Raw genomic sequence first — 24551 nt, forward strand, 5'->3', positions numbered from 1 at the left:
AAGCGATCGTGATGGCTCAGCACGGCAGCCTCTCGGAGCTGCCCCTCGAACAGGTGCGGACGCTGCTCGCCGTCGTCGACGAGGGCACCTTCGACGCGGCGGCGGCCGCCCTGCACGTCACGCCGCCGGCCGTGAGCCAGCGCGTGAAGGCGCTGGAGCGCAGGACCGGCCGGGTCCTGCTGACGCGGACCAAACCGGTGCGGCCCACGGAGTCGGGGCAGGTCGTCGTGCGGTTCGCGCGGCAGCTCGCGCGCCTGGAGCGGGACGCGCGCGCCGATCTGGGCATCGGCGAATCGGGGCAGGGCGCGCTGCTGCCGGTGGCGGTGAACGCCGACTCCCTCGCGACCTGGTTCCTGTCCGCGCTGGCGCGGGTCCCCGACGAGCTGCGGGTCTGCTTCGAGCTGCGCCGCGAGGACGAGGTGCACACGACGTCGCTGCTGCGCGAGGGCGCGGTGATGGCCGCCGTCACCTCGTCGCCGGACGCCGTGTCGGGCTGCACGGTGCGACGCCTCGGCCGGGTGCGCTATCTGCCGGTGGCCTCGCCGGGGTTCATCGAGCGATGGCTCGGCGACCGGCCCGGGGCGCCGCTGGGGCGGGTCATCGCGGACGCCCCCGTCCTGCTCTTCGACCGGCGCGACACGCTGCAGGACCAGTTCGCGCGCGAGGTGACGGGCGGCCGGGGCGCGGGCGCCCTGCGCCACTACGTCCCGTCGTCGCGGGGCTTCGCCGAGGCGATCGAGGCGGGGCTCGGGTGGGGCGTGGTGCCGCGCGCCCAGGCGGAGCCCCTGCTGCGCGCCGGCGCCCTGCGGCTGCTGGACCCCGAACGGGTCGTGGACGTGCCGCTGTTCTGGCAGCAGTGGAAGCTCGACTCGCCCGCGCTCGCGGCGCTGGCGGACGCGGTGGTGAGCACGGCGGCGGAGGCGTTGGACCAGTGAGGCGGGAGCGATTCTGACATGGACACCTCATAATCAGGTACGTGTCGCCAGAGACCACCCACCCCCCAGAAACAAGTGCCGACCCCCCTTCCTCTTCCGGCCGGCCGCGGGTTACCCCTGGAAGGAGACGAGAGAACCCCGCGGAAGGCGAGACCCGACGTGAACGACCCCACCCCCCTGCCCTTGACCACCGGCTGGTCCGTGGACGACCGCTGCACCAACTGCGACGTCGCCCGGCAGCTCGCGCCCGATCTGATCCACGAGGTCGGCCGACGCTCGGAGGTCGTGCGCCAGCCGCGCGACGCCGCGGAGGAACGCCTGCTGTACGCCGCCGCGTTCGCCTGCCACACCCGCTCCATCCGGCCCGCCTCGGGGCGCCTCGACGAGGCGCGCGACCCCTATCCCCTGCCCGTGGACGACACCGTCCTGTTCTGCGGGCACAACTCCCCGCACACCGCGGGCGCCAACGCCTATCTGCTGCGCCGCCCGGCGGGGAACCTGCTGATGGTGGACACGCCCCGCTGGAGCGAGACGCTGGCCGCGCGGTACGAGGCGATCGGGCCCGTCACCGATGTGCTCCTCACCCACCGGGACCACGCGGCGCACGGCCGCAGGTACGCCGACCGCTTCGGGGCCCGGCTGTGGATCCACGAGGGCGACCTGGACGCCTCGCCCGACGCCGACCGCGTCCTGCGCGGCACGGACGCCGCCGAGGTCGCCGACGGCGTCACCGCCCATCCCCTGCCCGGCCACACCAGGGGCAGCGTGCTGTACGTCGCCGACGAGGAGTACTGCTTCAGCGGCGACAGCTTCTACTGGTCGCGGTCGACGGGCGACATCGAGGTCGCCGAGAGCGTGACGTGGCACTCCATCGAGGAACTGGCCGCCTCGTTGGCCCGCACGGCCGAACGGCTCCGCTTCAGCTGGCTGCTGCCCGGCCACGGCGACCGCAGGCGCCTGCCCGCCGACGAGATGGCGCCGCGCATGCGGGCGTTGACCGCCAGGACCGCGACGCTGCGGCCACGCCCGGTGGACTTCACCGCCCTGCGCTGGTGACGGCCCGCGGGCGTGCGTGGCGACACACCCCGCCGCCCGGCGGCGAATACACGCGGCGGGCGCCCGTCCTGTCTAGCGTCGCCCGCATGGCGACTGAACCGCGAGAGACCGACCGCGAGCTGCCCGATCCGCAGACGTTCGAGCTGCTGATCGTGCCCGAGTTCAACGAAGACGGCACACAGACCGCCGACACCCGGGGCACCCTGCGCTCCGGCGTGGTGCGGGCCACCGGGGAGACCGGCGCCTCCGGCTACCCCCGCTACACCGGTGACGGCATGGAGGCCGACATCGACCCCGTGAGCCGGGCCGTGGAGGCCCTGCTCGTCGACGGGGCCGAGCTGGACTACGGCCTCATGGTGCGCGTCGCGGACCACCTGGGCGGCTGAGCCCGCCGGCCCGGCCGCCCAGGTGCGCCGGAGCTACGCGCCGGGGCGGCGCGCGGCGGCCCGCTGCGCCCTGCGGGAGACGCGGCCCTCGGATGCGGCGGGCGCCGGGGCAGCGGCCGCGTCCGGGGCGATGCCCAGTTCACCGCTGAGGTCGGCGACGAAGGAGCGCACGGTCGGGTACTCCACGAACGCCGACGAGCGCACCGGGTGGGCCAGCTCCTCGCTGAGCTTGGCGATGACCTCGATCAGGATCAGCGAGTCGAGGCCCATGTCGAACAGGTTGGTGTCGAGTTCGACGGTCCGCGGGTCGGGCGCGCCCAGGACCGCGGCGATCTCCTGCCGGATGAACGCGGTGAGCAGGGCGCTCTTCTCCGCGTCCGTGGTGCCCTCGAAGCGGTCCCGCAGCGTCCGCGCCCCCGGCTCGGCGGCCGGCGCCGCGCTGCCGTGCGGCTCCGTCCAGTGCCGTACGCGCTCGAAGGGATAGGTGGGCAGCGGCACCCGCCGTATCCGCTCGCCCTGGTGGAACGCCGCCCAGTCGACGTCCTCGCCCGCCGTCCACAGCCGCCCGACGAGGCCGAGCAGGAACGCCACGCCGGTGGTGTCCGACGCCTCCGGCAGCAGGGCGACGCCGGGCCGCCCGGCTCCGGCGGTGTGCTGCGCGCCGATCCCTTCCAGGAGGCGCAGTGCCGCGTCGGGCAGCGCGGTGCGGTCGGCGGCGACCACGGGAGCGGCGACGCCCCAGCCGGCCAGGGTCCGCGCGGTGGCGTACTGGACGGCGAAGTCCGCCGCCGGGCCCTTTGCGGCGAGCAGTTCGGCGGCGGGTGTCCCCAGTTCGGCGGCGCACCGGTCGTAGTGCTCGCGGAAGGCGGCGGCCTCCGCGTACAGGGCCGCGGCGTGGCCGGGCGCGCCGGTGCCGGGCGCCAGGTCGAGGACGGGCCGCTCGTCGGCGGGGTCGGCGCTCAGGACCCGGCCCGCGTCGCCCAGGGCCAGGGCGAGCGCGGCGTCCCGCACGTCGGTGGCGACCAGCGCGCGCCGGTAGGGGTGCGCGCGGCGGCCGAGCGCCAGGGTCTGGGCCACGGCGGGCAGGCCGAGGCCGCGGTCCTTGCGCAGAGCGCGGGCGAGGTCGGCGGTGGCCCTGTCGAGGGCGGCCGGGGTGTTGGCGGAGAGCACCAGGAGGCGGGGCCCGGCGTCCTCGGCGTCGGGCGTTGAGGGGGCCGCGGGCGGCTCCTCCACGATGACGTGGGCGTTGGTGCCGCCGATGCCGAAGGAGCTGACGCCGGCCCGGCGCGGTGTCGGCCCCTCGGGCCACTGCCGGGTCTCGGTGCCGACGTAGAAGGGCCCTGCCGCGAAGTCGATCTCCGGGTTGGGCGCCTCGAAGTGGAGGCTCGGGACCAGGGTGCGGTGGCGCAGCATCAGGACCGTCTTGATCAGCCCCGCCATGCCGGCGGCCGTGTCGAGGTGGCCGACGTTGGTCTTGACGGAGCCGATCGCGCAGGACTCCGGCGGCAGCGTGCCGCCGTCGCGGCCGAACGCCTGGCTGAGCGCGGCGATCTCGACGGGGTCGCCGAGCGGGGTCGCCGTGCCGTGGGCCTCCACGTACGAGATGGTCTCCGGGTCGACGTCGGCGATCTGCTGGGCCTCGGCGATGACGGCGGCCTGGCCCTGGACGCTCGGCGCGGTGTAACCGGTCTTGTCCGAGCCGTCGTTGTTGACCGCGGTGCCCTTGATGACGGCGTGGACGGTGTCACCGTCGGCCAGCGCGTCGCTCAGCCGCTTCAGGACCACGGCGCCGACGCCGTTGCCGATGACGGTGCCCTGCGCCTTGGCGTCGAAGGCCCGGCAGTGGCCGTCCGGCGAGAAGATCATCCCCTCGTGGTGGAGGTAGCCCTCGCCCTGGTCGGCCTGGATGTGGGCGGCGCCCGCGATCGCCATCGCGCAGTCCCCGGAGAGCAGGCTGAGGCAGGCCAGGTGCACGGCCACGAGGGAGGTCGAGCAGGCGGTGTTGGTGCTGACGCTCGGGCCGCGCAGGTTCAGCTTGTAGGAGGTGCGGGTGGCGACGAAGTCCTTGTCGTTGGCGATCATCATGCGGTAGCGGTCCACGGACGACGCGGTGCGGTAGCGCTCGCCGAGGTTGTGCAGCAGGTAGGTGTTCAGGCCCACCCCCGCGTAGACGCCGATCTGCTGCTCGCCGCGCCGCGGGTCGTAGCCCGCGCCTTCCAGTGCCTCGTGCGCGCACTCCAGGAACTGGCGCTGCTGCGGGTCGATCAGCTCCGCCTCGTCCCGGGTGATGCCGAAGAGCCCCGCGTCGAACATGTCGGCGTCCGGCAGGATCTGACCGGCCTTCACGTACCGGTCGTCGCTCAGCAGGTGCTCGCCGACCCCGGCCGCGCGCAGCTCCTCGTCGGAGAAGTAGGTGAGGGTCTCCCTCCCCTCGCTGAGCACCTTCCAGAACTTGTCGGGGGTGTCGGCGCCGGGGAACCGGCAGGCGAGCCCGATGACGGCGATGTCGGAGTCCCGGACCTCGTGGTCCTGCCGCTCTGTCCGCTGGTCGTTCATGTCTTCTCCTCAACCCACCTTGATACCGAGGTCCGCCGCGACGGCGCGCATGTCCAGGAACGTCTCCGCGATGAACCGCGCGCCGTCGTCGGTCGTGTCCATCTGCTTGAACAGCTCCACCAGCGCGGCCCGGTGCTGCTCGCGGTCCCCCTCACCGGCGGCTATCTCCAAAACCACCTTCTTCAGCTTCTCCTCGACCTCGGGCAGGTCCAGGGAGCGCGGGAACTTGATGCTGAAGGTGGAACGGTCGTAGTCCTTGTTGCGGCTCACCGCGCGCGTGTAGCTGGACGCGTTGAGCTTGTAGAACATGCAGTCCCAGTTCTTGAACGAGTAGTAGTTCAGGAGGGGGAACAGCGTGCAGTGCGTCTCCATCGGCGACGAGGCGTAGAGGCCCTTCTCCTTCAGCTCCGCCACCATCCGGTCGGGGTCGTAGTCGTGCCGCATGGCGATGAACGGGAACACGATCTTGGGGAGTTCGTCGTCCTCGGCGAACAGGATCTCCTCGATGTCGCCGTCGAAGAGTTCACTCGCCAGCTCGGGGCCGAAGGACTTGTAGAAGCCGCGCACCACCTCCCTGACGTTGGACTCCATGGTGAGGATCTGCTGCGGGTCGGCACACAGCGCGATGTAGGGGATGCGCTCGCGGTAGGCGTGCAGGATGGCGCGGATCACGAAGAACGTCCGGCAGGAGACACAGGGCAGTTTCTCGTCGAGGTACTGCCCCGGCTTCTTCGGGCGCGGCCGGTTGAAGACGTCCCGCATCATCTTCTTGATGTTGTCGTCGTCCGCGTCGACCATGAAGGTCGCGGGCAGCTTCTCCTGCGCCAGCTTGATGTTCTGCGCGGCGTGCGTGCTCTCAAAGGGCACGTCGAAGGTGTACGCGAGGGTCCGCTTGCCGTACTCGTTGACGAACTTGTCCAGCATGTACGTGCTGTCCTTGCCGCCGCTGTACATGAAGAGGCAGTCGAACTCACCGCGCGGATTGGGCGGGGCCGCCTGGAACTCGGCGAACACCTCGTTGGTGTACTTGTAGTTGACGATCAGGTCGCCCGCGAAGTCGAGATTGCAGAGACTGCACACCTGCTGGTCGTCGAGGACGATCCCCGGGTGCCCGTCCTTGAGCGAGCAGATCTTGCAGCGGACGATGGTGGGTTCCACGATGCCTCCTAGAGAGATGTGTCGGCCGTCCGGCCTCCGGCGGGCTCAGCGTTCGGCGCCGGACCTCCGACGGCGCGCTCCGAGCAGGGACCTGTCCCGGCCGCCCTGCTGCCGCCCGCGCGCCGCAGGCGGAGGCGGGGCGCCGTCCTCCGCGAGGTGGCGGGCCATCGTCCGGATCGTCGGGTGACGGAACATGTCGAGCCGGCTCAGCGAGGGGCGCAGCTCCGCCCGGAGCCGCGCCACCACGTGGGTCAGCCGCAGGGAGTCGCCTCCCGCGTCGAAGAAGTTGACGTCGGCCCCGACGTCCGAGAGGCCGAGCGCGCTCTGCCAGATCGCGGAGATCCGCTGTTCGAGCGCGCCGCGCGGCACGGCCTCGTCCGGCCGCCCCGGGTGGGCCGCCGCGCCGTGCGGGGCGGGCAGGGCCCTGCGGTCGAGCTTGCCGTTCGGCGTCAGCGGGAGCGCGGGCAGCGGGACGACGGCTGACGGGACCATGTACGCGGGCAGCCGCTCCCGTACGTGGGCGCGCAGCTCGGCGGCGGCCGGGAGCTGCCCCGCGCCCTCGGGCACGGCGTAGGCGACGAGTCTGCCGCCGCCGGGCTCGTCGTCGCGTACGACCACCGCTGCCTCGGCGACGGCGGGGTGGTCGCGCAGGACGGACTCGATCTCGCCCGGCTCGATGCGGTAGCCGTTCAGTTTGACCTGGCCGTCCACCCGGCGCAGATACTCGATGCGGCCGTCGGGCAGGTGCCGCACCACGTCGCCCGTGCGGTAGACGCGGCCGGGCGCGAAGGGGTCGTCGAGGAACCTGGCGGCGGTGAGTTCCGGGCGGCGGTGGTAGCCGTCGGCCACTCCGTCCCCGCCGATGTACAGCTCCCCCGGGCTGCCGGGCGGCACGGGCCGCAGCCGCTCGTCGAGCACGTACATCCGCGTGTTGGCGAGCGGACGGCCGATGGTGATGGGGCGTCCCGCCTCGACCCGGTCGAGGGAGGACCAGATGGTGGTCTCGGTCGGCCCGTACATGTTCCAGACCCGATCGGCCCGCCGCACGAGATCGGCGGCGAGGTCCTCGGGCAGCGCCTCGCCGCCGCACAGGACGGTCAGCCCGGCACCGCCCTGCCAGCCCGCGCCGATCAGCATGCGCCAGGTGACGGGCGTGGCCTGCATGACGGTCGGCCGGCAGGCCTCGACCAGCTCGCGCAGCGCGAACCCGTCGGCGGCCGTCTCCGCGGACGCCACCCGCACCTCCCCACCCGTGACCAGCGGCAGGTACAGCTCAAGGCCCGCGATGTCGAAGCAGGCCGTGGTGACCGCGAGCAGGGAGTCGTCGGGGCCGAAGCCCGGCTCCCGCGCCATGGAGCAGAGGAAGTTGGTCAGCGCGCGGTGACCGACCCTGACGCCCTTGGGCAGACCGGTGGAGCCGGAGGTGTAGATGACGTAGGCGAGGTCCTTGGCGGACGCCCGGTCGGGGAGGCCGTCCTCGTCCTCCGCCTCGTCCCCGGGGCCGGTCTCCACCACCCGCGCCGGGCAGTCCTCGGGCAGTGCGGAGGAGAGCGCGGGCTCGGTGAGCACCAGGAGCGCGCCGGAGTCGTCGAGCATGTGCCGGATGCGCTCGGGCGGGTAGACCGGGTCGAGCGGCACGTACGCGGCCCCTGTCCGCAACACCGCGAGCAGCCCTGTGAGCAGGTCGGCCGAGCGGTCGAGGAACACCCCGACGAGTGTGCCGGGACCGGCGCCGAGGCGGGCGAGGCGGTGTGCGAGGCGGTTGACCGCGCGGTCGAGTTCGCCGTAGCTGAGGACGGTGTCGCCGGCACGGACGGCGGGCGCCTGCGGGCGTCTGGCCGCCCACTCGGCGAAGAGCTGGTGCACGCACCGGTCGGCGGGGTAGTCGGCGGCCGTGTCGTTCCAGGTGTCGAGGACCAGGCGGCTCTCGTCGCCGGACAGCAGCGGAAGCAGTGCGGCGTCCTCGTCGGGCCGTTCGGCGGCCGAGCGCAGGAACGCCTCGAAGCGCGCCGCCAGTTGGTGGGCGGCGGGCGCCCTGCTCTCCTGAGCCGGAAGGAAGGCGACACCGCGTGGCGCCTCCCCCGGCCCGCCGATCCGTACGGTCAGGGCGGACCCGGCGGGGTGGTGGGCCGTGCCGTATCCCTCGCTCAGGTCCACCGTGACGGGCAGCGCGGTCCCGGCGAGCGCCGCTCGTTCGCCGGGGCCGGACACGCGCAGGTGCGCTCCCCGCAGCGGGGCGCTCCGCTCGGCCGGCTCGGCGAGCCGCCTCGCGACCGCTTCCGCGAGGCCGGCGACGGAACGGCTCCCTGCGGGAACGCGGAAGGGCGCGTCGGCCATCAGGGGCCCGGTCGCCACCCCGGTCAGGCGGAGCGCCACGTCGAACCCGCCTGCGTCCTCCCCCGCCATCCGGCCCAGGAACCGCAGGAGCGCGGCGAGCAGCCAGGCCCTGGCCTCTTCGGGGTCCCCGGCCACGATGCCGGGCGGCACTTCGGCGCGCGCGAGGGTGCGGGCGCCGGACGGCTCGGCGGGCTCGGGGACCGCGGGCCAGGGGACTTCGAGGGGCGCCCGGTCGGTGAGCAGGGGCAGCCAGTGCCGCTCGTGACGGCGCGCGGCGCGGGCCGTGGCCGTCCACCGCCGCCGGGCCGCGTCGTCCAGCTCCGTGAACCGGTCGCCGGGGCGCGGCCACGCCGCCGTGGCCGACGGGCCGCCGTCCAGGTCGGACAGCTCCGTCAGCCGCACGTCGAAGTCGGTCGTGGCGACGGTCACGGCCGGACCTTCCACGGCGACCACGGTGCCGGGCGGGCTCGTCGAGGGGCGGTCGGTGACCTCCGCCTTCCGCACGGCGAACAGGCGCTCCCCCAGGGCGAGGAGCGCGAGGCCGAACGTGTTGCGGTGCGGCCCGAGATCGGTGGCGCGCACCAGGGCGCCCAGGGAGGCGGCGGGGCCCCGCCAGGAGAACAGGCCGCCGTCGGGCGGGCCGTCGTGGAGCCCGTGGTAGGTGCGCCGGGTGAGGTCCTGCGGGGTGCGGGTCTCGGTGCCCGCGGCCAGTTCCTCGACGAGTTCGCCGAAGCTCGCGGCTGCGGCCTCGTAGCAGGCGAGATTGAGGGTGTACGCGGTGTCGTCGGGGCCGACCGGCACCGCCCGCTGCTTGAGCACGTCGCCCGTGTCGGCCTCGCGCTCCATGACGTGCCAGGTGACGCCGTGCTCGGCGGCGCCCTCCAGGACGGCCCAGCTGGTGGCGTGCAGACCGGCGTGCCGGGGCAGCAGCGCGTCGTGGAAGTTGACGGGCAGCCGCTCGGGCAGCGCGAGGACGTCGTCGGACAGCATCCGCAGGTTGGTGACGCTGAACAGGTACGCGAACCGCAGCGGACGCAGCCGCTCCGCGAGGCCCCGGCCGGGATCGACCACGGTCAGCCCGTGCCCGGCGGCCCAGCGGCGCAGCCCCGGGTCCTCGGCGACCACGGCGGCCACGTGGTGCCCCCGTGTCAGCAGGTGCTCGCCGCACTCGGCGAGGAGGGGTTCCTCACCGATCAGGACGGCGCTGAAGGACGTGGTCATCGCTGCTCCTCCTGGTCCTGGAGAACGTGGCTCAACTGGCGCAGCAGGCGGTCCACCTCCGCGTCGGAGAGGCTGTCGACGATCTGCTCGATGCCGGGGTCCGGCTCCGGCTCCGCGGGCTCGGTCACGGGCTCGGGCTCGGTCGCGATCACGGGCTCGGGTGTCGCGCCCGCCCCCGTGGTGGCCAGGTGGCGGGCGAGGCGCTCGATGGTGATGTGCTCGAAGAGGAGCGTGGACGGCAGCGGCCCGTACTCCTGCTCGAGCTCCTTGGTGAGGCTGAGCACCACGAGCGAGTCCACGCCGTAGTTCTCGAAGGTGGCGCGGGGGTCGAGAAGGTCCTCGGACATCTCAAGGACGCGTGCGAAGACCGCCTTGACCCGACGCTCCGCGGCACGGACCCGGTCGGTTTCGGCGGGCCGCGCGGCGGGTGCCGTGACCACGGGGCGAGACGCCGCCGGAGCGGGTGCGGCCGGTGCGGACACGGGGACGAAGCCGTCGCTCTCGGCCACCAGGACGCACTGGTACGTGCCGCCGTCGGGGCGCGGCCCCTCGGTGATCCGGCGGAAGCCGTGGTGGGCGAGGACGTCGCGCCAGGCGGCCACGGACAGGAGCGGGGAGTGCGGCAGCCGGTACTCCGCGTCCTCGAAGAGCCACCAGCCGGTGGCCAGGCCGAAGATCAGGGACATCTGGTCGCGCTGCTCCACGCCCTCGTTGAGCACCAGCACGCCGTTGGTGGCGAGGAGGCGCTTGGTGTGGGCGAGGGTGCGGTCGATGCCGGCGGTGGCGTGGAAGACGTTGGCGCCGAGCACCAGGTCATAGCCGCCGCTCTCGATGCCCTGCTCCCCCGGGTCGCGTTCGATGTCCAGCGCGCGGAAGCCGGCGAAGGGGTGGTCGGCGCCGAAGCGCTTGCGGCCGTGCCGCACGAAGCCCTCGGACACATCGGTGTAGAGGTACTCGACGTGGTCACCGAGCCCGGCCTCCGCGATGGCGCGCAGGACGCGGGCGCTGGTGCCGCCGGTGCCCGCGCCGACTTCGAGCACCTTGACCCGGTCGCCGGGCCGCCCGCGCAGGCGCTCCCGCACATACCGCACCACCGTGCCGGCGACCTGCTCGTTGCACCGGTCGGTGACGGGGTCGCCCGCGTAGACGGCCTCGACCAGGTCGAAGGAGCCACCGGGGAAGAGCACGTCCATGTGTCCGCGCCGTCCGGTCAGTATCCCGGGCAGCGCCTCGACGCAGCGCAGCAACAGGGCCGTCACGGGTCCCGCCTCGGGGTGGCGTGTCGTCAGTTCCTCGGCGGCATCCTGCGGTCGTGCGGCGCAGCGGAGCAGTTCCGGGTCGTCCACCAGGGGGGTGGTGACCAGTTCGACGCCCTCGGCACGGAGGTGGCCGCCGCGCAGCAGGACGTCGAGGAGCAGGCCGAGGAGCCGTTCCTGGGCCGCGACGACGCCGAGGCGGGTGCGGAGCCCGTCGCGGGTGTGCCGCTCGCCGGGGCCGCGCAGGACGCCCATGGTCCGCAGGACGCCGACGAGCAGCCGCCGGGCGAAGGCCTCGGTCTCCGTGGACGCGCCGCCGTGCGTGGGCCTGACCAGCGGCTCGCGTCCTCCGGGGGGCATGAGGGCGGGCGGGGCCGGCCGCTCCGGCTGCGCCCGCAGCACCGTGTCCGGGTCGACGCCGAGACCGGCGAGGATCTTCGGGTCGGCCTTGACGACGAGCATCTGCGGCAGCGCGCCCGAGAGCACCCGCTCCACGGCCGTCATGCCCTCCTCCGCGCCGATGGGCCGGATGCCCGCGGCGGCGAAGCGGCTCAGGACGCGTTCGCGGTGGGCGTCACCCGCGGCGTGCCAGTAGCCCCAGTTGACGGTGCGGACGGGGTAGGGCGCGGTGCGGGCCGCGGCGTGCGCCCACGCGTCGGCGACGTGGCAGCCCGCCGCGTAGCCGGCCTGGCCGTGGTTGCCCTCCAGGGTGACCGCGGAGGAGTACAGGAGCACGAAGTCCGGCCGCTCTCCGCGCAGGGCGTGGAACATGCTCCACACCGTGTCCGCCTTGGCGTCGAGAGCGGTGCGCAGCTCGGCCTCGGAGAGGTCCCTGACGGGCTTGTCGACGAGCACCATCGCGGAGTGGATGACGCCGTGGAGCGCGCCGAAGCGGTCCTTGGTCTCATCGATCACTTGCCGCAGGGCCGCCGGGTCGCCGGCGTCACACCGTACGTACGACACCTCGGCGTCCGGCTCCTGGAGCGCCGCGAGGTCGGCGCGGCGGCGCTCGTCCAGCGCCCCGCGGCCGACGAGGACCAGGCGGGCGCGGTAGGTGCGGGCCAGATGGCGGGCGGTGTCACGCCCGAGCACCCCGAGGCCGCCGATGATCAGGTACACCCCGCGCTCACGGAAGCGGGTCGGGGCGGCGGGCATCTGCACCGCTTCGAGCCGGCGGACGCGCCGAACACCGCCGCGCAGCGACACCGCACGGACCTTGGCGAGCGCCGGCTCCTTGACCAACGCGGCGACACCCGCGTCCAGTTCACCGCCCCGCACGTCGAGGCAGGCCGCGGAGAGCCGCGGGAACTCCTTGGCGGCGACCTCGCAGTAGCCGATCAGCCCGGCGGCCGTGGGGCGCACCGCGTCGTCGTCGCCGAGCGGCAGGCCGTCGGCGGTGAGCACCTTGAGGGACAGGGGCCTGTCGAGCACGCCCGCGCGGTCGAGGCCACGGATCAGCCGGTGCAGCGAGACGGTGCCCCGGTCCTGCGCCGCGTGCAGCCCGGCCCTGTCGTCCACCGGTCCGTCCGTGCCGGCGGCGTCCAGGAAGTACACCAGGTCGATCTCCGGGGCGCGGGCCAGGAGTTCTTCCGTCGCGCGCTCGTCCAGGCCGCCCTCGCCGATGGTCAGCCGTACGTGTTCGGCGTCCGGGTGGGCCTCGCGCAGGATGTCGGCCTGCGGCGCGCCTTCCTCGCCCGTGACGGTCAGGACGGTCCGGGGTGCGGCGATGCCGGCGGCGGCCGGGGGCGCCACCGCCCAGCGGGGCCGGTAGTCGATGGACGGCTCCGGCTTCAGCTCCCGCAGGGCCAGGCCGACGACGCGTAGGCAGACGCGGCCCCCGGTATCGGTCACGGTCACGTCGAAGTGCCGCGAGCCCAGGTCGCGGACGTGGGACCAGCCTTCGTCGGGCAGGGCGGCGTGGATCTCCACCCTGTCGGCGGCGAACGGCAGCAGCGGCCGGGCGCTCGCGCCGCTGTCGGCGAGCAGCAGGGCCAGCGGGTGCAGTGCGGCGTCGAGCGTGCCGGGGTCCAGCGGGCCGGGAGCCGCGCCGGAGTCCTCGCGGGGCCGGCTCAGCCGGGCGAGGGCGGTCCCTTCGCCGGTCCACGCCCGCGTCACGCGCCGGAAGTGGGGGCCGTAGGGCAGGCCTTGCCCGCGCAGGCCCGCGTACAGCTCCTCGTGGCTCACCTCGCGCGGGCAGTCCGCCTTGAGCAGGTCGATGGGGAGGGGCTCGGGGCGGTCGGGCAGGGAGGCGAGGACCTGGCCCAGCGAGAACACGGGGCCGTCGCCGGTCGGTCCCTCATCGGTCGGGGGTGCGCTCAGGCGGTAGCCGAGCGCCGAGGTGGCGTCCGGCTCGGTCGTGAGGAGGACCTCGGCACCGGTGTCCGGCACCGTGAGCGGGGAGAGCCAGCGCACGTCGCGGAAGCCCCGCGCCGCGTCCGCGCCCAGGGCGCGGGCCACCAGGTCCAGGTGGCCGACGCCGGGCAGGACCGCACGGCCGCCGACCACGTGGTCGCGTACGACCGGGTCGGTGGGCGCGAGGCTCAGGGTCGTGGCCGCCGTTCGGGGCTGTGTGGGCCGCGCCGGAGTCTGTGCCGACAGGCGTGGCGCCTCGGTCGGTTCCGTGCGGGTGACGGGCAGCCAGTGGCGCGGGCGCTCGAACGGGTAGCCCGGCAGCGGCAGCGTGCGGCACCCGGCCGCCGCGAACTCCTCAAGGGCCGCCCATGCGGCGAAGGCGCCGGAGACCCAGAGCCTGGCGAGCCGGGGGTGGTCCCCGGCGGCGGCGAGCGTCCGGAGGAAGTCCGGGCCCGCGCCGTCGGTGAACACGTCGGCCAGCGCGGTGTGCCCCTCGGCGTTGCCGGTGATCGCCGAGGGGACGCTCTCCCCGTCGGCGAAGGCGGCGAACGTGTCGGCGGCGTCGTCGATGTCGGCCGCCGGGAAGGCGAGGCGTTCGGGCAGCGCCTCGCGGCCGACGCGCAGGGTGTGGCCGACGTCGGCGAGGGCGGGGCGCTCCCTGCGCAGATGGGCGGCCATCTCGGCGGCGTAGGCGCGCAGCCGCTCCGGGTTGCGCGCGGAGAGCACGAGCAGTTCGGGGCCGCCGGACGGGGCGGCGGGCCGCTCCTCGGGGGCGCGGTACTCCTCCAGGATCACATGGGCGTTGGTGCCGCCCGCGCCGAACGAGCTGACGCTCGCCCTGCGCGGCTGCTCCACCCGTACCCCGGCCACCTCGGTGACGGGCCGCGCCCAGTCGGCGAGGGTGCGCTGCACGCGGAACGGCGACCGGGCGAAGTCGATGATCGGGTTGGTCTCCTCGGAGTGCAGCGAGGGCGCCAACTGACCGTGGGCGAGCTGGAGCACGGCCTTGGTGACGCCCGCGATGCCCGCGGCGCCCTCCAGATGGCCGATGTTCGACTTCACCGAGCCGAGGGCGATGGCGCCCGGCTTCCGCGTGGCGCCGGCGAAGGCCTGTTGCAGGGCCGTGTGCTCGATGGGGTCGCCGAGGGCGGTGCCCGTGCCGTGCGCCTCGACGTAGCCGATGGTGCGCGGGTCGATGCCCGCGCGGTGCAGGGCCTCTTCGACGAGGGCCTGCTGCGCCTGGGGGTTGGGCACGGTGTAGCCGCCGGTGCGACCGCCGTGGTTGACCGCCGTCGCCTTGATCACCGCGTGGATGTGGTCGCCGTCGGCCACGGCCTCCGAGAGCCGCTTGAGCAGCACCGCGCCCACGCCCTCGCCCGGCACGTAGCCGTCGCCGCCCGCGCCGAAGGAGCGGCAGCGGCCGTCGGTGGAGAGCATCCGCATCCGGCTCAGGTGCGCGTACTTCGACGGGTGCGCCGAGACGTTGACGCCGCCCGCGATGGCGTAGCGGCACTCTCCCCGGCGTACGCTCTCGCAGGCCTGGTGCAGGGCGACGAGCGAGGCCGAGCAGGCGGTGTCCACGACCACGCTGGGGCCGCGGAAGTCACCGAAGTAGGAGACCTGGTTGGCGATGGCGGAGCGGTTGGCGAGGACCGTGTGGTGGTTGCCCCGCGCGGACTCCTCGGCGGCGAGCTGGGCGTAGTCGCCCCACATCACGCCGGCGAAGACGCCCACGTCGCGGCCCTGGCCCCCGAAGCGGGGGCGCGGCAGGCGCGAGGGCGGGTAGCCGGCGTTCTCCAGCGCCGACCAGGCGGCCTCCAGGAACAGGCGTTCCTGCGGGTCCATCAGCTTGGCCTGTGAGGGCGGGATGCGGAAGAACAGCGAGTCGAAGGCGTCGACGTCCGCCAGGAAGCCGCCCCACTTGCCGTAGCTCGCGCCGGGAGTGGCGTGGTCGTCGGCGAAGTGCGCCTCGGCGTCCCAGCGGTCGCGGGGCACCTCGGTGACCGCGTCGTGGCCCCGGCGCAGGTTCTCCCAGAACTCCGTCAGGTCGCGGGCGTGCGGGTAGCGCCCGCCCATGCCGATGATGGCGATGTCGTCGTCGCCCTCGGGTTCCCGCCGGGGCGGGACGGGTGCGACGGGGGCGGCGGGCCGCTCCTCGACGGTCACCGGGGGCGTGCGGGGCGCGGCCTCGTCGGGGAACAGCCGCCGGGCCGCGTCGGGGTGTTCGTCCAGGAGGTGGGCGGCGAGGTCGTGCACCGTGCGGTACTCGAAGAGCAGGGTGCCGCGGGCGCCGGGGAAGTCCCGGTCCAGGTGCTCGTTGGTCTCCATGACCAGCACGGAGTCGAGCCCGTAGGCGTCCAGGGCGGTGTGGTCGTCGATGCGCTCCGCCGCGAGGCCGAGCACTTGGCCGAGCAGGGCCCGTACGTGGTCCCGCATGCGGTCGAGCAGGGCGGGGGCGGGGGCGGGCGTGGCGGGCGGTGGGACGACCATGGGGCCCGCCGCGGGCGCGGCGGGCGACGCCTTGGTGTGCGGGGGCGCCGTGGTGTGCGGAGGCGCCGTGGTGTGCGGAGGCTTCGTGGTGTGCGGGGGCGTGCCCGGCGCACGCGGGGAGAGCGCCGCGTCCACGGCCGCGGGGTCGCCGACCGCGGGCACGAGCCGGACCCGGCCCGTGCGCCAGGCCAGTTCGAGGGCGCGCAGCCCCTCCTCGCCGGTGAACTCCCGCATCCCGGTGCGGTGGCGGTACCCGGCGCGCTCCTGCTCGCCCATCAGGGCGTCCACGCCGCCGATCCGCCAGAGAGGCCAGGCAAGGGAGAGGGTGCGGCCGGAGGCCCGGCCCTCGCGGACCCGGGCGTCGCGCAGTTCCGCGTAGGAGTCGAGGAAGCGGTTCGCCGCCGCGTAGGCGCAGGCGCCGAAGTCGCCGACGACCGAGGCGATGGAGGAGAAGACGACGAACAGGTCCAGCGGTTCGTCGGCGGTGAGCGCGTCGAGCAGCCGGACCCCGTGCGCCTTCACCGAGAGCAGTTCGGTGAAGCGGGCGGCGTCCGCTTCGAGCAGCGAGCACTGGTCGGCGGCGCCCGCGAGGTGGAAGACGCCGTCGAGGTGCCCGAAGCGCTCCTTGGCCCGTGCCACCGCGGCCCGCATGCCCGCCGCGTCGGCGGTGTCGGCCGCCGCGAGCAGCACCTCGCCGCCGAGCGCGACGAGCCCGTCCGCGGCCTCGCGCGCCGCCGGCCGGTCGGCGGAGCGGCTGACCAGCACGAGTCGCGCCCGGTAGGTCGACGCCAGGTGGCGGGCCAGCTCCAGGCCGATGCCGCCGGTGCCGCCGGTGATGAGGTAGGTCCCGCCCCGCTTGAGCGGGACAGCGGCCCCGGTGCCCGACGCCTCGGCCCTGCGCAGGACCCGGACCTGGCGGCCCGCCGCCGAGTGGCGGATCTCCGCCCCCGCGAGGCGTCCGCCCCGCGCCAGTTCGGCGTCCAGCACAGCGGGCAGCTCCGGCCCGTCGGCGCGGGCCACGGTGAACAGTTCGCAGCGCGGCAGCACCCCGGCGAGGGAGAGCGCGAAACCCGCCACGGCCTCCTGCTCGGGGCGTGCACCGTGCTCCGTGCCGTCGAGCACGTAGGCGCAGCGCACCCGGCCGGGGAGGCGGACGGCGTCCAGGGCGAGGGCGAGGGAGCGCAGGGAACGCAGTCCGCGCGCGAAGGCGCCGTCGAGTGCGGCCTCCGCCTCCGCGGAGGCGCCCGCGCGCCCGTAGTCGACGGGCTCGGCCGTCAGGCCCCACAGGTGCACGACGTCGAGCGAGCGGACGCCGTCCCGTGCCAGGTCCGCGATGAGGCGTTCGAAGTCGCCGGGCCGCGTGGGGTCGACGGCGTACCGGCCGGGCCCGGTCCTGGCGAACTCCCGCGCCACGCGTACGTCGATGACGCGCCGCCCGCCGGCCGGTCCCGCGAGGCCACGGGCCACCTCGTCGTCGTCCCCGAGGACGAGCACGGCGTCGGCGCCGGGAGCGGCGCCCGCCACGAGGTCCTGGTCCTCCCAGACCTGCTCGTAGAAGAACGGGGCGTCCTCCCGCGCCAGATGACGGCCGCCGAAGCCGTCGACACGGACCAGCTCGGCCCCGGCCTCGTCGAGTATCCGCACGTCGAACCGGCGCAGCCCGGAGGCGTCCCCGGCGGGCCCGGCGGGCACCGCGTGCGCGTGGCACCTGCGCGGCAGCCCCCGTGGCGCGCGGATCTCCAGCGCGCCGAGGTTGAACGGCACCGCCAGGCTCCCGCTCTCCTCCGGCGAGGGGCGGTCCGCCCAGTGGCAGGCCCGCAGCGCGCCGTCGAGCAGCGCGGGAGGCAGCAGCGACACGCCGTCCGCCTCGGGCAGGGTGAGGGTGAGGAGCGCGCCGCCGTCGCCGGACCTGGCCTCCTCGATGACGTCGAACGCGGGCCCGTAGGCGAAGCGCGCGCTGTCGTAGGCGGCCCGGACCGCCGCGCGGTCGCGGACCTCGGGGCAGCTCGCGCGGAGGGCGGCCAGGTCGGTGGGTCCGGCTTCGGCGGGACCTACCGGGCTCGTGTACACCGTGCCGCGCACGTGCACCGTGCGCTCGGTCCCTTGTGACGTCCAGACCGTGAAGGCCAGTTCGCGGCTCGCGCGGTCCGGTCCGCCGCCCGCCGGGTCCGGTCCGCCGCCCGTGCGGGCCAGGCCCACGTACACGTCGACGGACTGCCCGTCCTCGATCACCACCGGCCGCCCCCACAGCACGTCGCGCAGGCCGAGCGCGTCGTCGAGACCGGCGAGCCCGGCCGCCGCGCGCGCCATCTCCAGGCAGACGGCCCCGGCGAGCAGGGCCCGCCCCTCGATGACGTGGTCGCGTACGAGCGGTTCGCCGGCCCGGAAGGCACGGCGGAAGCGGATCTCGTCGACGGTCGACTCGTTGGCGTCGAGCAGCGGGTGGAGGCGGGCGGGAGTGCCGCCGTCGCCGCGGTCGGCCGCGGGCGCCCAGTAGCGCTCGCGGGCGAAGGGGTAGCGGGGCGCGGGGACGCGGCGGGGCTTCGGGCCGCCGGGGGCGATCGCGCTCCAGTCGGCCGATCCGTCGCGCGTCCAGCGCGTGGCGGCGTCGAACGCCCCGCCGTGCTCCGCCGGCCGCCCGGACCCCGAGGACGCGCCGGTCACGAGCCCGGGGCACGGGGAGCCCTGCTGGAAGGCGCGGAGCGCCCTGACGAGGGCGGCGCCGTCGTCGGCGACCACGGCGAGGCGTTCGTCCATGACCTCGCGACCGTGCTGGAGCGTATGGGCGAGGTCTTCGGCGCGTACCGCCTCGCGTTCGGCGAAGTCGGCGAGGCGGCCCGCGTAGACGCCGAGCCGTTCGGTGTCGCGTGCGGAGAGCGGGAAGACCAGCGGACGTGCGAAACGCTGCCCGGCGACGGGCCGTTCGGGGCGCTCGGGGCCGTCGCGGTACTCCTCGACGACGAGGTGGGCGTTGGAGCCGCCCGCGCCGAACGAGCTGAGCCCGGCGCGGCGCGGCGCCGTCCCGTGCTCCCCTACGGGCGCGGGCCAGTCGGCGGCCTCGCGCTGCACGTGGAACGGGGAGCGCCCGAAGTCGATGTTGGGGTTCAGCTCGTCGGCGTGCAGCGAGGGCGCGAGACGCCGGTGCTTGAACTGGAGCAGCACCTTGGTGAGTCCGGCGATGCCGGCCGCCGATTCGAGGTGGCCGATGTTGGACTTCACCGAGCCGATGGGCCACCGCGGGCCGTCCGCCCTGGACGCGCCGAAGGCCTTGGCGAGCCCGGCGATCTCGATCGGATCGCCGAGGGACGTGCCGGTGCCGTGGGCCTCGACGTATCCGATGTCGGCCGGTTCGAGACCGGCCACGCCCAGCGCGCGGCGCACGGAGTCGGCCTGCGCGTGCGGGCTCGGCACGGTGTACCCGTTGGTCCTGCCGCCGTGGTTGACGGCGTGTCCCCTGATCACCCCGTAGATGTGGTCGCCGTCGCGCTCGGCCGCGGCCAGCGGCTTGAGCAGCACCGCGCCGACGCCCTCGCCCGGCACGTACCCCGTGCCCCCGGCGCCGAAGGCACGGCACCTGCCGTCGGCGGAGACGAAGCGGCCCTGGCTGAGGAAGACGTACTTGTACGGGTGCAGGGAGAGGTTCACCCCGCCCGCGACGGCCACCTCGCTCTCCCCGCCGCGCAGGCTCTCGCAGGCCAGGTGGATCGCGGTCAGCGAGGACGAGCACATGGTGTCGAGCGCGATGCTCGGCCCGTTCAGGCCCAGGGTGTACGAGACGCGGTTGGCGATGGAGGCGAACGAGGAACCGGTGACCCGGATGCCGCCGCGCTCGGCGTCCGCCGCGCCGTAGAGCTGGTACTCGCCGTACATCACGCCGACGAAGACCCCGACCGGGCGGCCGGACAGCTCGTCCCTGCGGTAGCCGGCGTCCTCGAACACGTGCCAGGCGTTCTGCAGGAACAGGCGCTCCTGCGGGTCCATCAGCTCCGCCTCGCGCGGCGAGATGCCGAAGAACAGCGGGTCGAAGCGGTCCACGTCGCGCAGGAAGCCGCCCCACTTGGAGAAGGCGCGGCCGGGGGCCGACGGGTCGGCGTCGAAGTAGCGGTCGTGGTCCCAGCGGTCGGCGGGGATCTCGGTGACGCAGTCCCGCCCTTCGGCGAGGTTGTCCCAGAACTCGTCGACGTCGTCGGCCATGGGGTAGCGGCCGGCGAGACCGATGACGGCCACGGCGTGGGAGTCGTCGGCGGCGGGGCCGGGCCGATGGGCGGCGGGTCCCGTGGCGCGGGCCGTGAGCGCGGGCCGGGTCTCCGGGGAGCCGGCGGAGGCGTCCGCGGCGGGTGCGGCGGCCCCGCCCGCCGGGCCGTCGTCCGCCGGGCCGTCGTCCGTCGCCGCCAGCTCCCGGAGCCGTTCGGCGTACTCCGCGGCGAAGTACTCCGCCAGCTCCTCCAGCGTGGCGTACTCGAAGAACAGCGTCTTCGGCAGGTCGTCGAAGTGCCGTTCGAGTTCCGCGTTGAGCTGGGTGATGACCAGCGAGTCGATGCCGTAGCGGTCGAACGGCACCCGCGGGTCGATCTCCCGCGCGTCGAGTTTCGTGCGCTCGGCGAGCAGCCGCCGCAGGAAGCCGGCGGCCCACTCGGTCGGATCGGTCCCGGAAGGCCCGGCGTCCGCCGCTCCCCCGGCGGCGACCGGCTTGCGCACGGGGGCGGGTTCGAGCGCCGCCGCGACACGGGCCAGGTCCCCGTGGCCGACGAGCAGTGCGCCGCCGTCCTGCCGCAGCGCCCGGTCGAAGGCGGCGAGCCCGGCGTCCGTGGGCATCGGGGACAGTCCCGTACGGTGCCGCAGCGCCCGCACGGCGTCCTCGTCCTGGCGCATGCCGCCCGCCGACCAGAGCGGCCAGCCGAGCGAGAGCGTACGGCCGAAGCGGCTGCCCGCGGCCACCCGGGCGCGGCGGCGCTCGGCGAAGGCGTCGAGGTAGGCGTTGGCGTAGGCGTAGTCGCTCTGGCCCGCGTTGCCGAACGCGGCGGCGATGGAGGAGAAGCAGACGAAGAAGTCCAGCGGGTCGTCGGCGGTGAGCCGGTCGAGGAGCCGCGCGCCGAGCGCCTTGGGGCCGACGACCCCGGTGAACTCCTCCCAGCTCTTGTGCAGCAGATAGGCGTCGTCCAGCGTGCCCGCCGCGTGCACGATCCCGCGTATCGCCCCGTGCTCGGCGCGGACGGACCCGATGGCCTCGCGCAGGGCCGCCTCGTCGGTGACGTCCGCGTGGCGGAGGGTGACGTCGTGCCCGGCGGCCCGCAGGGCTTCGACGCGCCGGGCGGCGGCCGGGGCGGGCGCGGACCTGCCGAGCAGGACGAGCGGGGCCCCGGTGCGCGCGGCGAGGTGTTCGGCCAGGGTCAGACCGAGGCTGCCGGCGCCTCCGGTGATCAGAAAGGCGCCGCCCTCGGCCGGCGGGATGCTCGCGTCCCCGGTCCCGGCCACGGTTCCTGCCGCGACTTCGGTCAGCCGCCGGTGGCGCCGCACGTGCCGGACGCCGCCGCTGTGCCGGGTCTCGGTCTCGCCGTCGTCCAGGCGGGCGAGTTCGTCGGCGAGCGTGGGCAGGAGCGGTGTCGCGGCGTCCAGGCCGACCAGGCGGTGGGTGAGGCGCGGGTTCTCCAGCGTGGCGCTGCGCGCGAACCCGGCGAGGGCGGCCTCGGCGGGGCGCGCTCCGTGCGCGTCGGTCCGGTGGGCGACGAGCAGCGCGGTGCGGTCGCCGCCACGGCGTGCGAGGAGCGCCTTGGTCAGGGCGAAGACCGAGCGCGCCCCGTCGTGGTCGTGGGCGTCTTCGCCCGCGCACCAGGTGTGCAGCACGGCGGAAGGGGTGCGGCCGGTCTCGGCGAGCCGGTCGAGGAGCGCGGCGAAGTCCTCCTGGCGGTAGGGGTCCACGGTGTAGTGGTCGTCGTCCACCTGCGTGAACTCCTCGCCGGGCGTGGCGACGACCACCGCGGGGCCCGCGTCGCCGGCGCCCCGGAGCGCTTCGCGCAGGGCGGGGTCGTGCGCGAGGAGGAGCCGCGGGCCCGCGGGCGGCGCCGCCGGGGCCTCGGCGGCGGTGGTCTCCCAGACCCCGGCGAAGAGGGCCGTCTCCGGCTCGTCGTGACCGTGCCTGCGTGTCCGTACGGACAGGTCGCGCAGGCGGGCCAGCAGCCGTCCCTCGGCGTCGAGGAGGTCGACGTCGGCCTTGGTCTGCTTCTCCCCGGCGCCGTGGGCGGGCAGCGTGACGTGTGCGAGGCAGTGCCGGGGCAGCGGGCGGAGCACTTCGAGGCCGCCGAGCGCCAGCGGCAGGTAGGTGGTGCCGTCGTCCTCGCGGGCGGCGAGCAGGCCCACCACCGCGTGCAGGGCGGCGTCGAGCAGCGAAGGGTGCAGGACGAAGGCGTCACTGGCGCGCTCCCCCGCCGGGAAGGCGCCGGCGGGCAGTTCGAGGACGGCCAGGGCCTCGTCGCCGCCGCGGCGCAGCTCCCGCAGGGACCGCATGGCGGGGCCGTAGTCGAGGCCGCGGGTCCGCAGCAGGTCGTAGAGGTCCGCCGCGGCGAGCAGGTCGGGGCAGCGTTCCCCGATGGCGGCCGGGTCCGCCGGGGCCGGGGCGTCGGCGGGGGCCCGGGCGGACAGTTCGCCGCGGGCGAAGACCTCGGGCTCGCCCGTCGCCGTCGCGGTGGGGTCGGTGATCGCGAACCGTGCGGCGTCCCCGTGCGGGGTCAGCTCGACGTGCACCGTACGCGGTCCGTGCCCGAAGGACAGCGGCCGTTCGAAGGAGACCCGGGCCAGTGTCCGCGTGCCCGGGGGCAGGGACAGCGCGCCCGCGGCGCGGGCCATCTCCAGGTAGGCGACGGCGGGCATGATGGCCCGGCCCTCGACGCGGTGGTCGGCGATGAAGAACTCCTCGCCGGTCAGGGTGGTGGCGTAGCGGTGCTCGGCCAGGGTCGAGACGTTGGCGCCGAGCAGCGGATGCGGGCCCTCCGCCGGGGCGGCCGCCGCGGGCTCCGGCGGCGGTTCGAGCCATACCCTGCGGCCCTCGAAGGGGTACGTCGGCAGCGGGACGCGGCGGCGCCGCTCGCCCGCGTAGAACCCCGCCCAGTCCACCTCCGCGCCGTCGAGCCACGCGGTGCGCACGGCGTCGAGGAGCGCGCGGCCCGCGAGCTGCGGGTCCGGTGTGAAAGGCCGCTGTCCGTCGGCGGCCGGGGCCTCGCCGGTCGCGCGGCCGGGTTCGGCGCGCGCCGCACGCAGGGCGCGTACGGCTTCGGCGGGGCCGGCGCAGATCACCGCGCGCCGGTGGCGGTGGGCCTGGCGGCCCATCGCGAGGGTGTACGCGGCATCCGCGATGTCGGCGCCGGGGTCCGCCTCGAAGTGGTCGGCGAGGGCGTCGGTGAGGGTGTCGAGGGCGGTGGGGGTCTTGGCGGAGAGCACCAGGAGCTGTTCCTCGCGCGGGGAGGGCTCGCTCGGGCCCTGGCCCGGGGCCTCCTGGAGGATCGCGTGCGCGTTGGTCCCGCCGATGCCGAAGGAGCTGACCCCGGCCCGCAGCGGTCCCTCGCCCTCCCACGGCCTGGTCTCGGTGTTGACGTAGAACGGGGTGGCGGCGAAGTCGATGGCCGGGTTGGGCCGTTCGTAGTGGAGGGTGGGGACGAGGGAGCGGTGGCGCAGCATGAGCGCCGTCTTGATGACTCCTGCGACGCCCGCCGCGGCGTCCAGGTGGCCGACGTTGGATTTCAGGGAGCCGATGGCGCAGAAGCCCGTGTCGGGCGTGCCGCGGCGGAACGCGTCGGTGAGCGCGGAGACCTCCACCGGGTCGCCGAGGCGTGTCGCGGTGCCGTGCGCCTCGACGTACGAGACGCTGCCCGGGTCGGTGCCCGAGACGGCGTGCGCCTCGGTGATGACGGCGGCCTGGCCCTCCTTGCCGGGGGCGGCGTAACTGACCTTCAGGGAGCCGTCGTTGTTGGTGGCGGTGCCCTTGATCACGGCGTGGACGGTGTCGCCCGCGTCGAGGGCGTCTTCGAGGAGCTTGAGGACGACGATGCCGACGCCGTTGCCGAGGACGGTGCCGCCGGCGTCCGCGTCGAAGGTGCGGACCCGCCCGTCCGGCGAGAGGATCGCGCCCTCCTCGTACAGGTAGCCGCGCACCTGCGGCAGTTTGACCGTCACACCGCCCGCGAGCGCCATGTCGCACTCGCCGTTGATGAGCCCCTGGCAGGCGAGGTGGATGGCCACGAGCGAGGTCGAGCAGGCCGTCTGGACGCTGTAGCTCGGTCCGCGCAGGTCGAGCTTGTAGCTGACGCGGGTGGCGAGGAAGTCCTTGTCGTTGCCGACCATGACCTTGAAGTGGTCGGAGGTGGCGGTCTGGTCGATGCTCGGCAGGACGTGCCGCTGGAGGTAGGTGTTGATGGCGGCGCCGCCGTAGACGCTGATCAGCCCGTCGTAGCGGCGGGGGTCGTAGCCGGCGTCCTCGAGGGCCGTGTGGCAGCTCTGCAGGAAGAGGCGCTGCTGAGGGTCGATGACCTCGGCCTCGGCGGGGGTGAACTCGAAGAAGCCGGTGTCGAACAGGTCGACGTCCGGCAGGATGCCGTGGGCCCGCACGTACGCGGGGTCGGCGCGCAGCGCTTCGGGCACTCCGGCGGCGGCCAGCTCCTCGTCGCCGAACCGGGTGATGCCCTCGCGGCCCGCGCGCAGCAGCTCCCAGAATTCCCCCACGCTGTCGGCGCCGGGGAAGCGCCCGGCCATGCCGACGATGGCGATGTCGTTCCCTGACACCTCGGTGGCGTCGTGCGAACTCACGGTCGTTC

Annotated in this window: 7 protein-coding genes; 3 read left to right on the forward strand and 4 right to left on the reverse strand. The window is 74.8% G+C overall.

Translation table 11 applies throughout. The features are described from left to right. Positions 1-11 precede the first annotated feature (11 nt). The 3 genes from DCW30_RS03255 (at position 12) to DCW30_RS03265 (ending at position 2377) form a co-directional block, all read left to right on the forward strand. The gene (locus DCW30_RS03255) at positions 12-935 is read left to right on the forward strand and encodes a LysR family transcriptional regulator ArgP (RefSeq protein ID WP_076682352.1); all 924 of its coding nucleotides are present in this window, start codon (positions 12-14) and stop codon (positions 933-935) included. Positions 936-1094: 159 nt separating this feature from the next. After that, entirely contained in the window at positions 1095-1991 is an 897-nt protein-coding gene (locus tag DCW30_RS03260) for an MBL fold metallo-hydrolase (protein WP_237283300.1), read from the forward strand. Between the two features lie 86 nt (positions 1992-2077). Continuing rightward, positions 2078-2377 carry a hypothetical protein gene (locus DCW30_RS03265; protein ID WP_062777818.1) on the forward strand — a complete coding sequence of 100 codons (300 nt, stop codon included), beginning with the start codon at positions 2078-2080 and terminating at the stop codon, positions 2375-2377. 33 nt (positions 2378-2410) lie between these two features. Here DCW30_RS03265 and DCW30_RS03270 read toward each other — a convergent pair whose 3' ends face one another. From DCW30_RS03270 to DCW30_RS03285, 4 genes are read right to left on the reverse strand one after another with little or no spacing between them, the layout of a single operon-like run. Continuing rightward, a complete protein-coding gene (locus DCW30_RS03270) occupies positions 2411-4933 on the reverse strand; it encodes a type I polyketide synthase (RefSeq protein WP_076682354.1) in 2523 nt (840 codons plus the stop codon). A 9-nt stretch (positions 4934-4942) separates the two neighbouring features. After that, a complete protein-coding gene (locus DCW30_RS03275) occupies positions 4943-6091 on the reverse strand; it encodes an adenine nucleotide alpha hydrolase family protein (protein WP_232627043.1) in 1149 nt (382 codons plus the stop codon). A gap of 45 nt (positions 6092-6136) precedes the next feature. After that, positions 6137-9649 (reverse strand): amino acid adenylation domain-containing protein, encoded by a 3513-nt coding sequence (locus DCW30_RS03280; protein ID WP_076682356.1) that lies wholly within the window; start codon positions 9647-9649, stop codon positions 6137-6139. Beyond that, on the reverse strand, positions 9646-24543 hold the full coding sequence (locus DCW30_RS03285) for an SDR family NAD(P)-dependent oxidoreductase (protein ID WP_076682358.1): 14898 nt from the start codon (positions 24541-24543) through the stop codon (positions 9646-9648). The genes DCW30_RS03280 and DCW30_RS03285 overlap by 4 nt, the downstream gene beginning before the upstream one ends. Positions 24544-24551: the final 8 nt, after the last annotated feature.

This window comes from Streptomyces alfalfae, assembly GCF_004127445.1.
Taxonomy (GTDB): Bacteria; Actinomycetota; Actinomycetes; order Streptomycetales; family Streptomycetaceae; genus Streptomyces; species Streptomyces alfalfae.

Excerpts from the sequence above, each read along its gene's own strand:
- DCW30_RS03255 (WP_076682352.1), top strand. The coding sequence starts at position 12 with ATGGCTCAGCACGGCAGCCTCTCGGAGCTGCCCCTCGAACAGGTGCGG.
- DCW30_RS03270 (WP_076682354.1), bottom strand. The coding sequence starts at position 4,933 with ATGAACGACCAGCGGACAGAGCGGCAGGACCACGAGGTCCGGGACTCC.
- DCW30_RS03280 (WP_076682356.1), bottom strand. The coding sequence starts at position 9,649 with ATGACCACGTCCTTCAGCGCCGTCCTGATCGGTGAGGAACCCCTCCTC.
- DCW30_RS03265 (WP_062777818.1), top strand. The coding sequence starts at position 2,078 with ATGGCGACTGAACCGCGAGAGACCGACCGCGAGCTGCCCGATCCGCAG.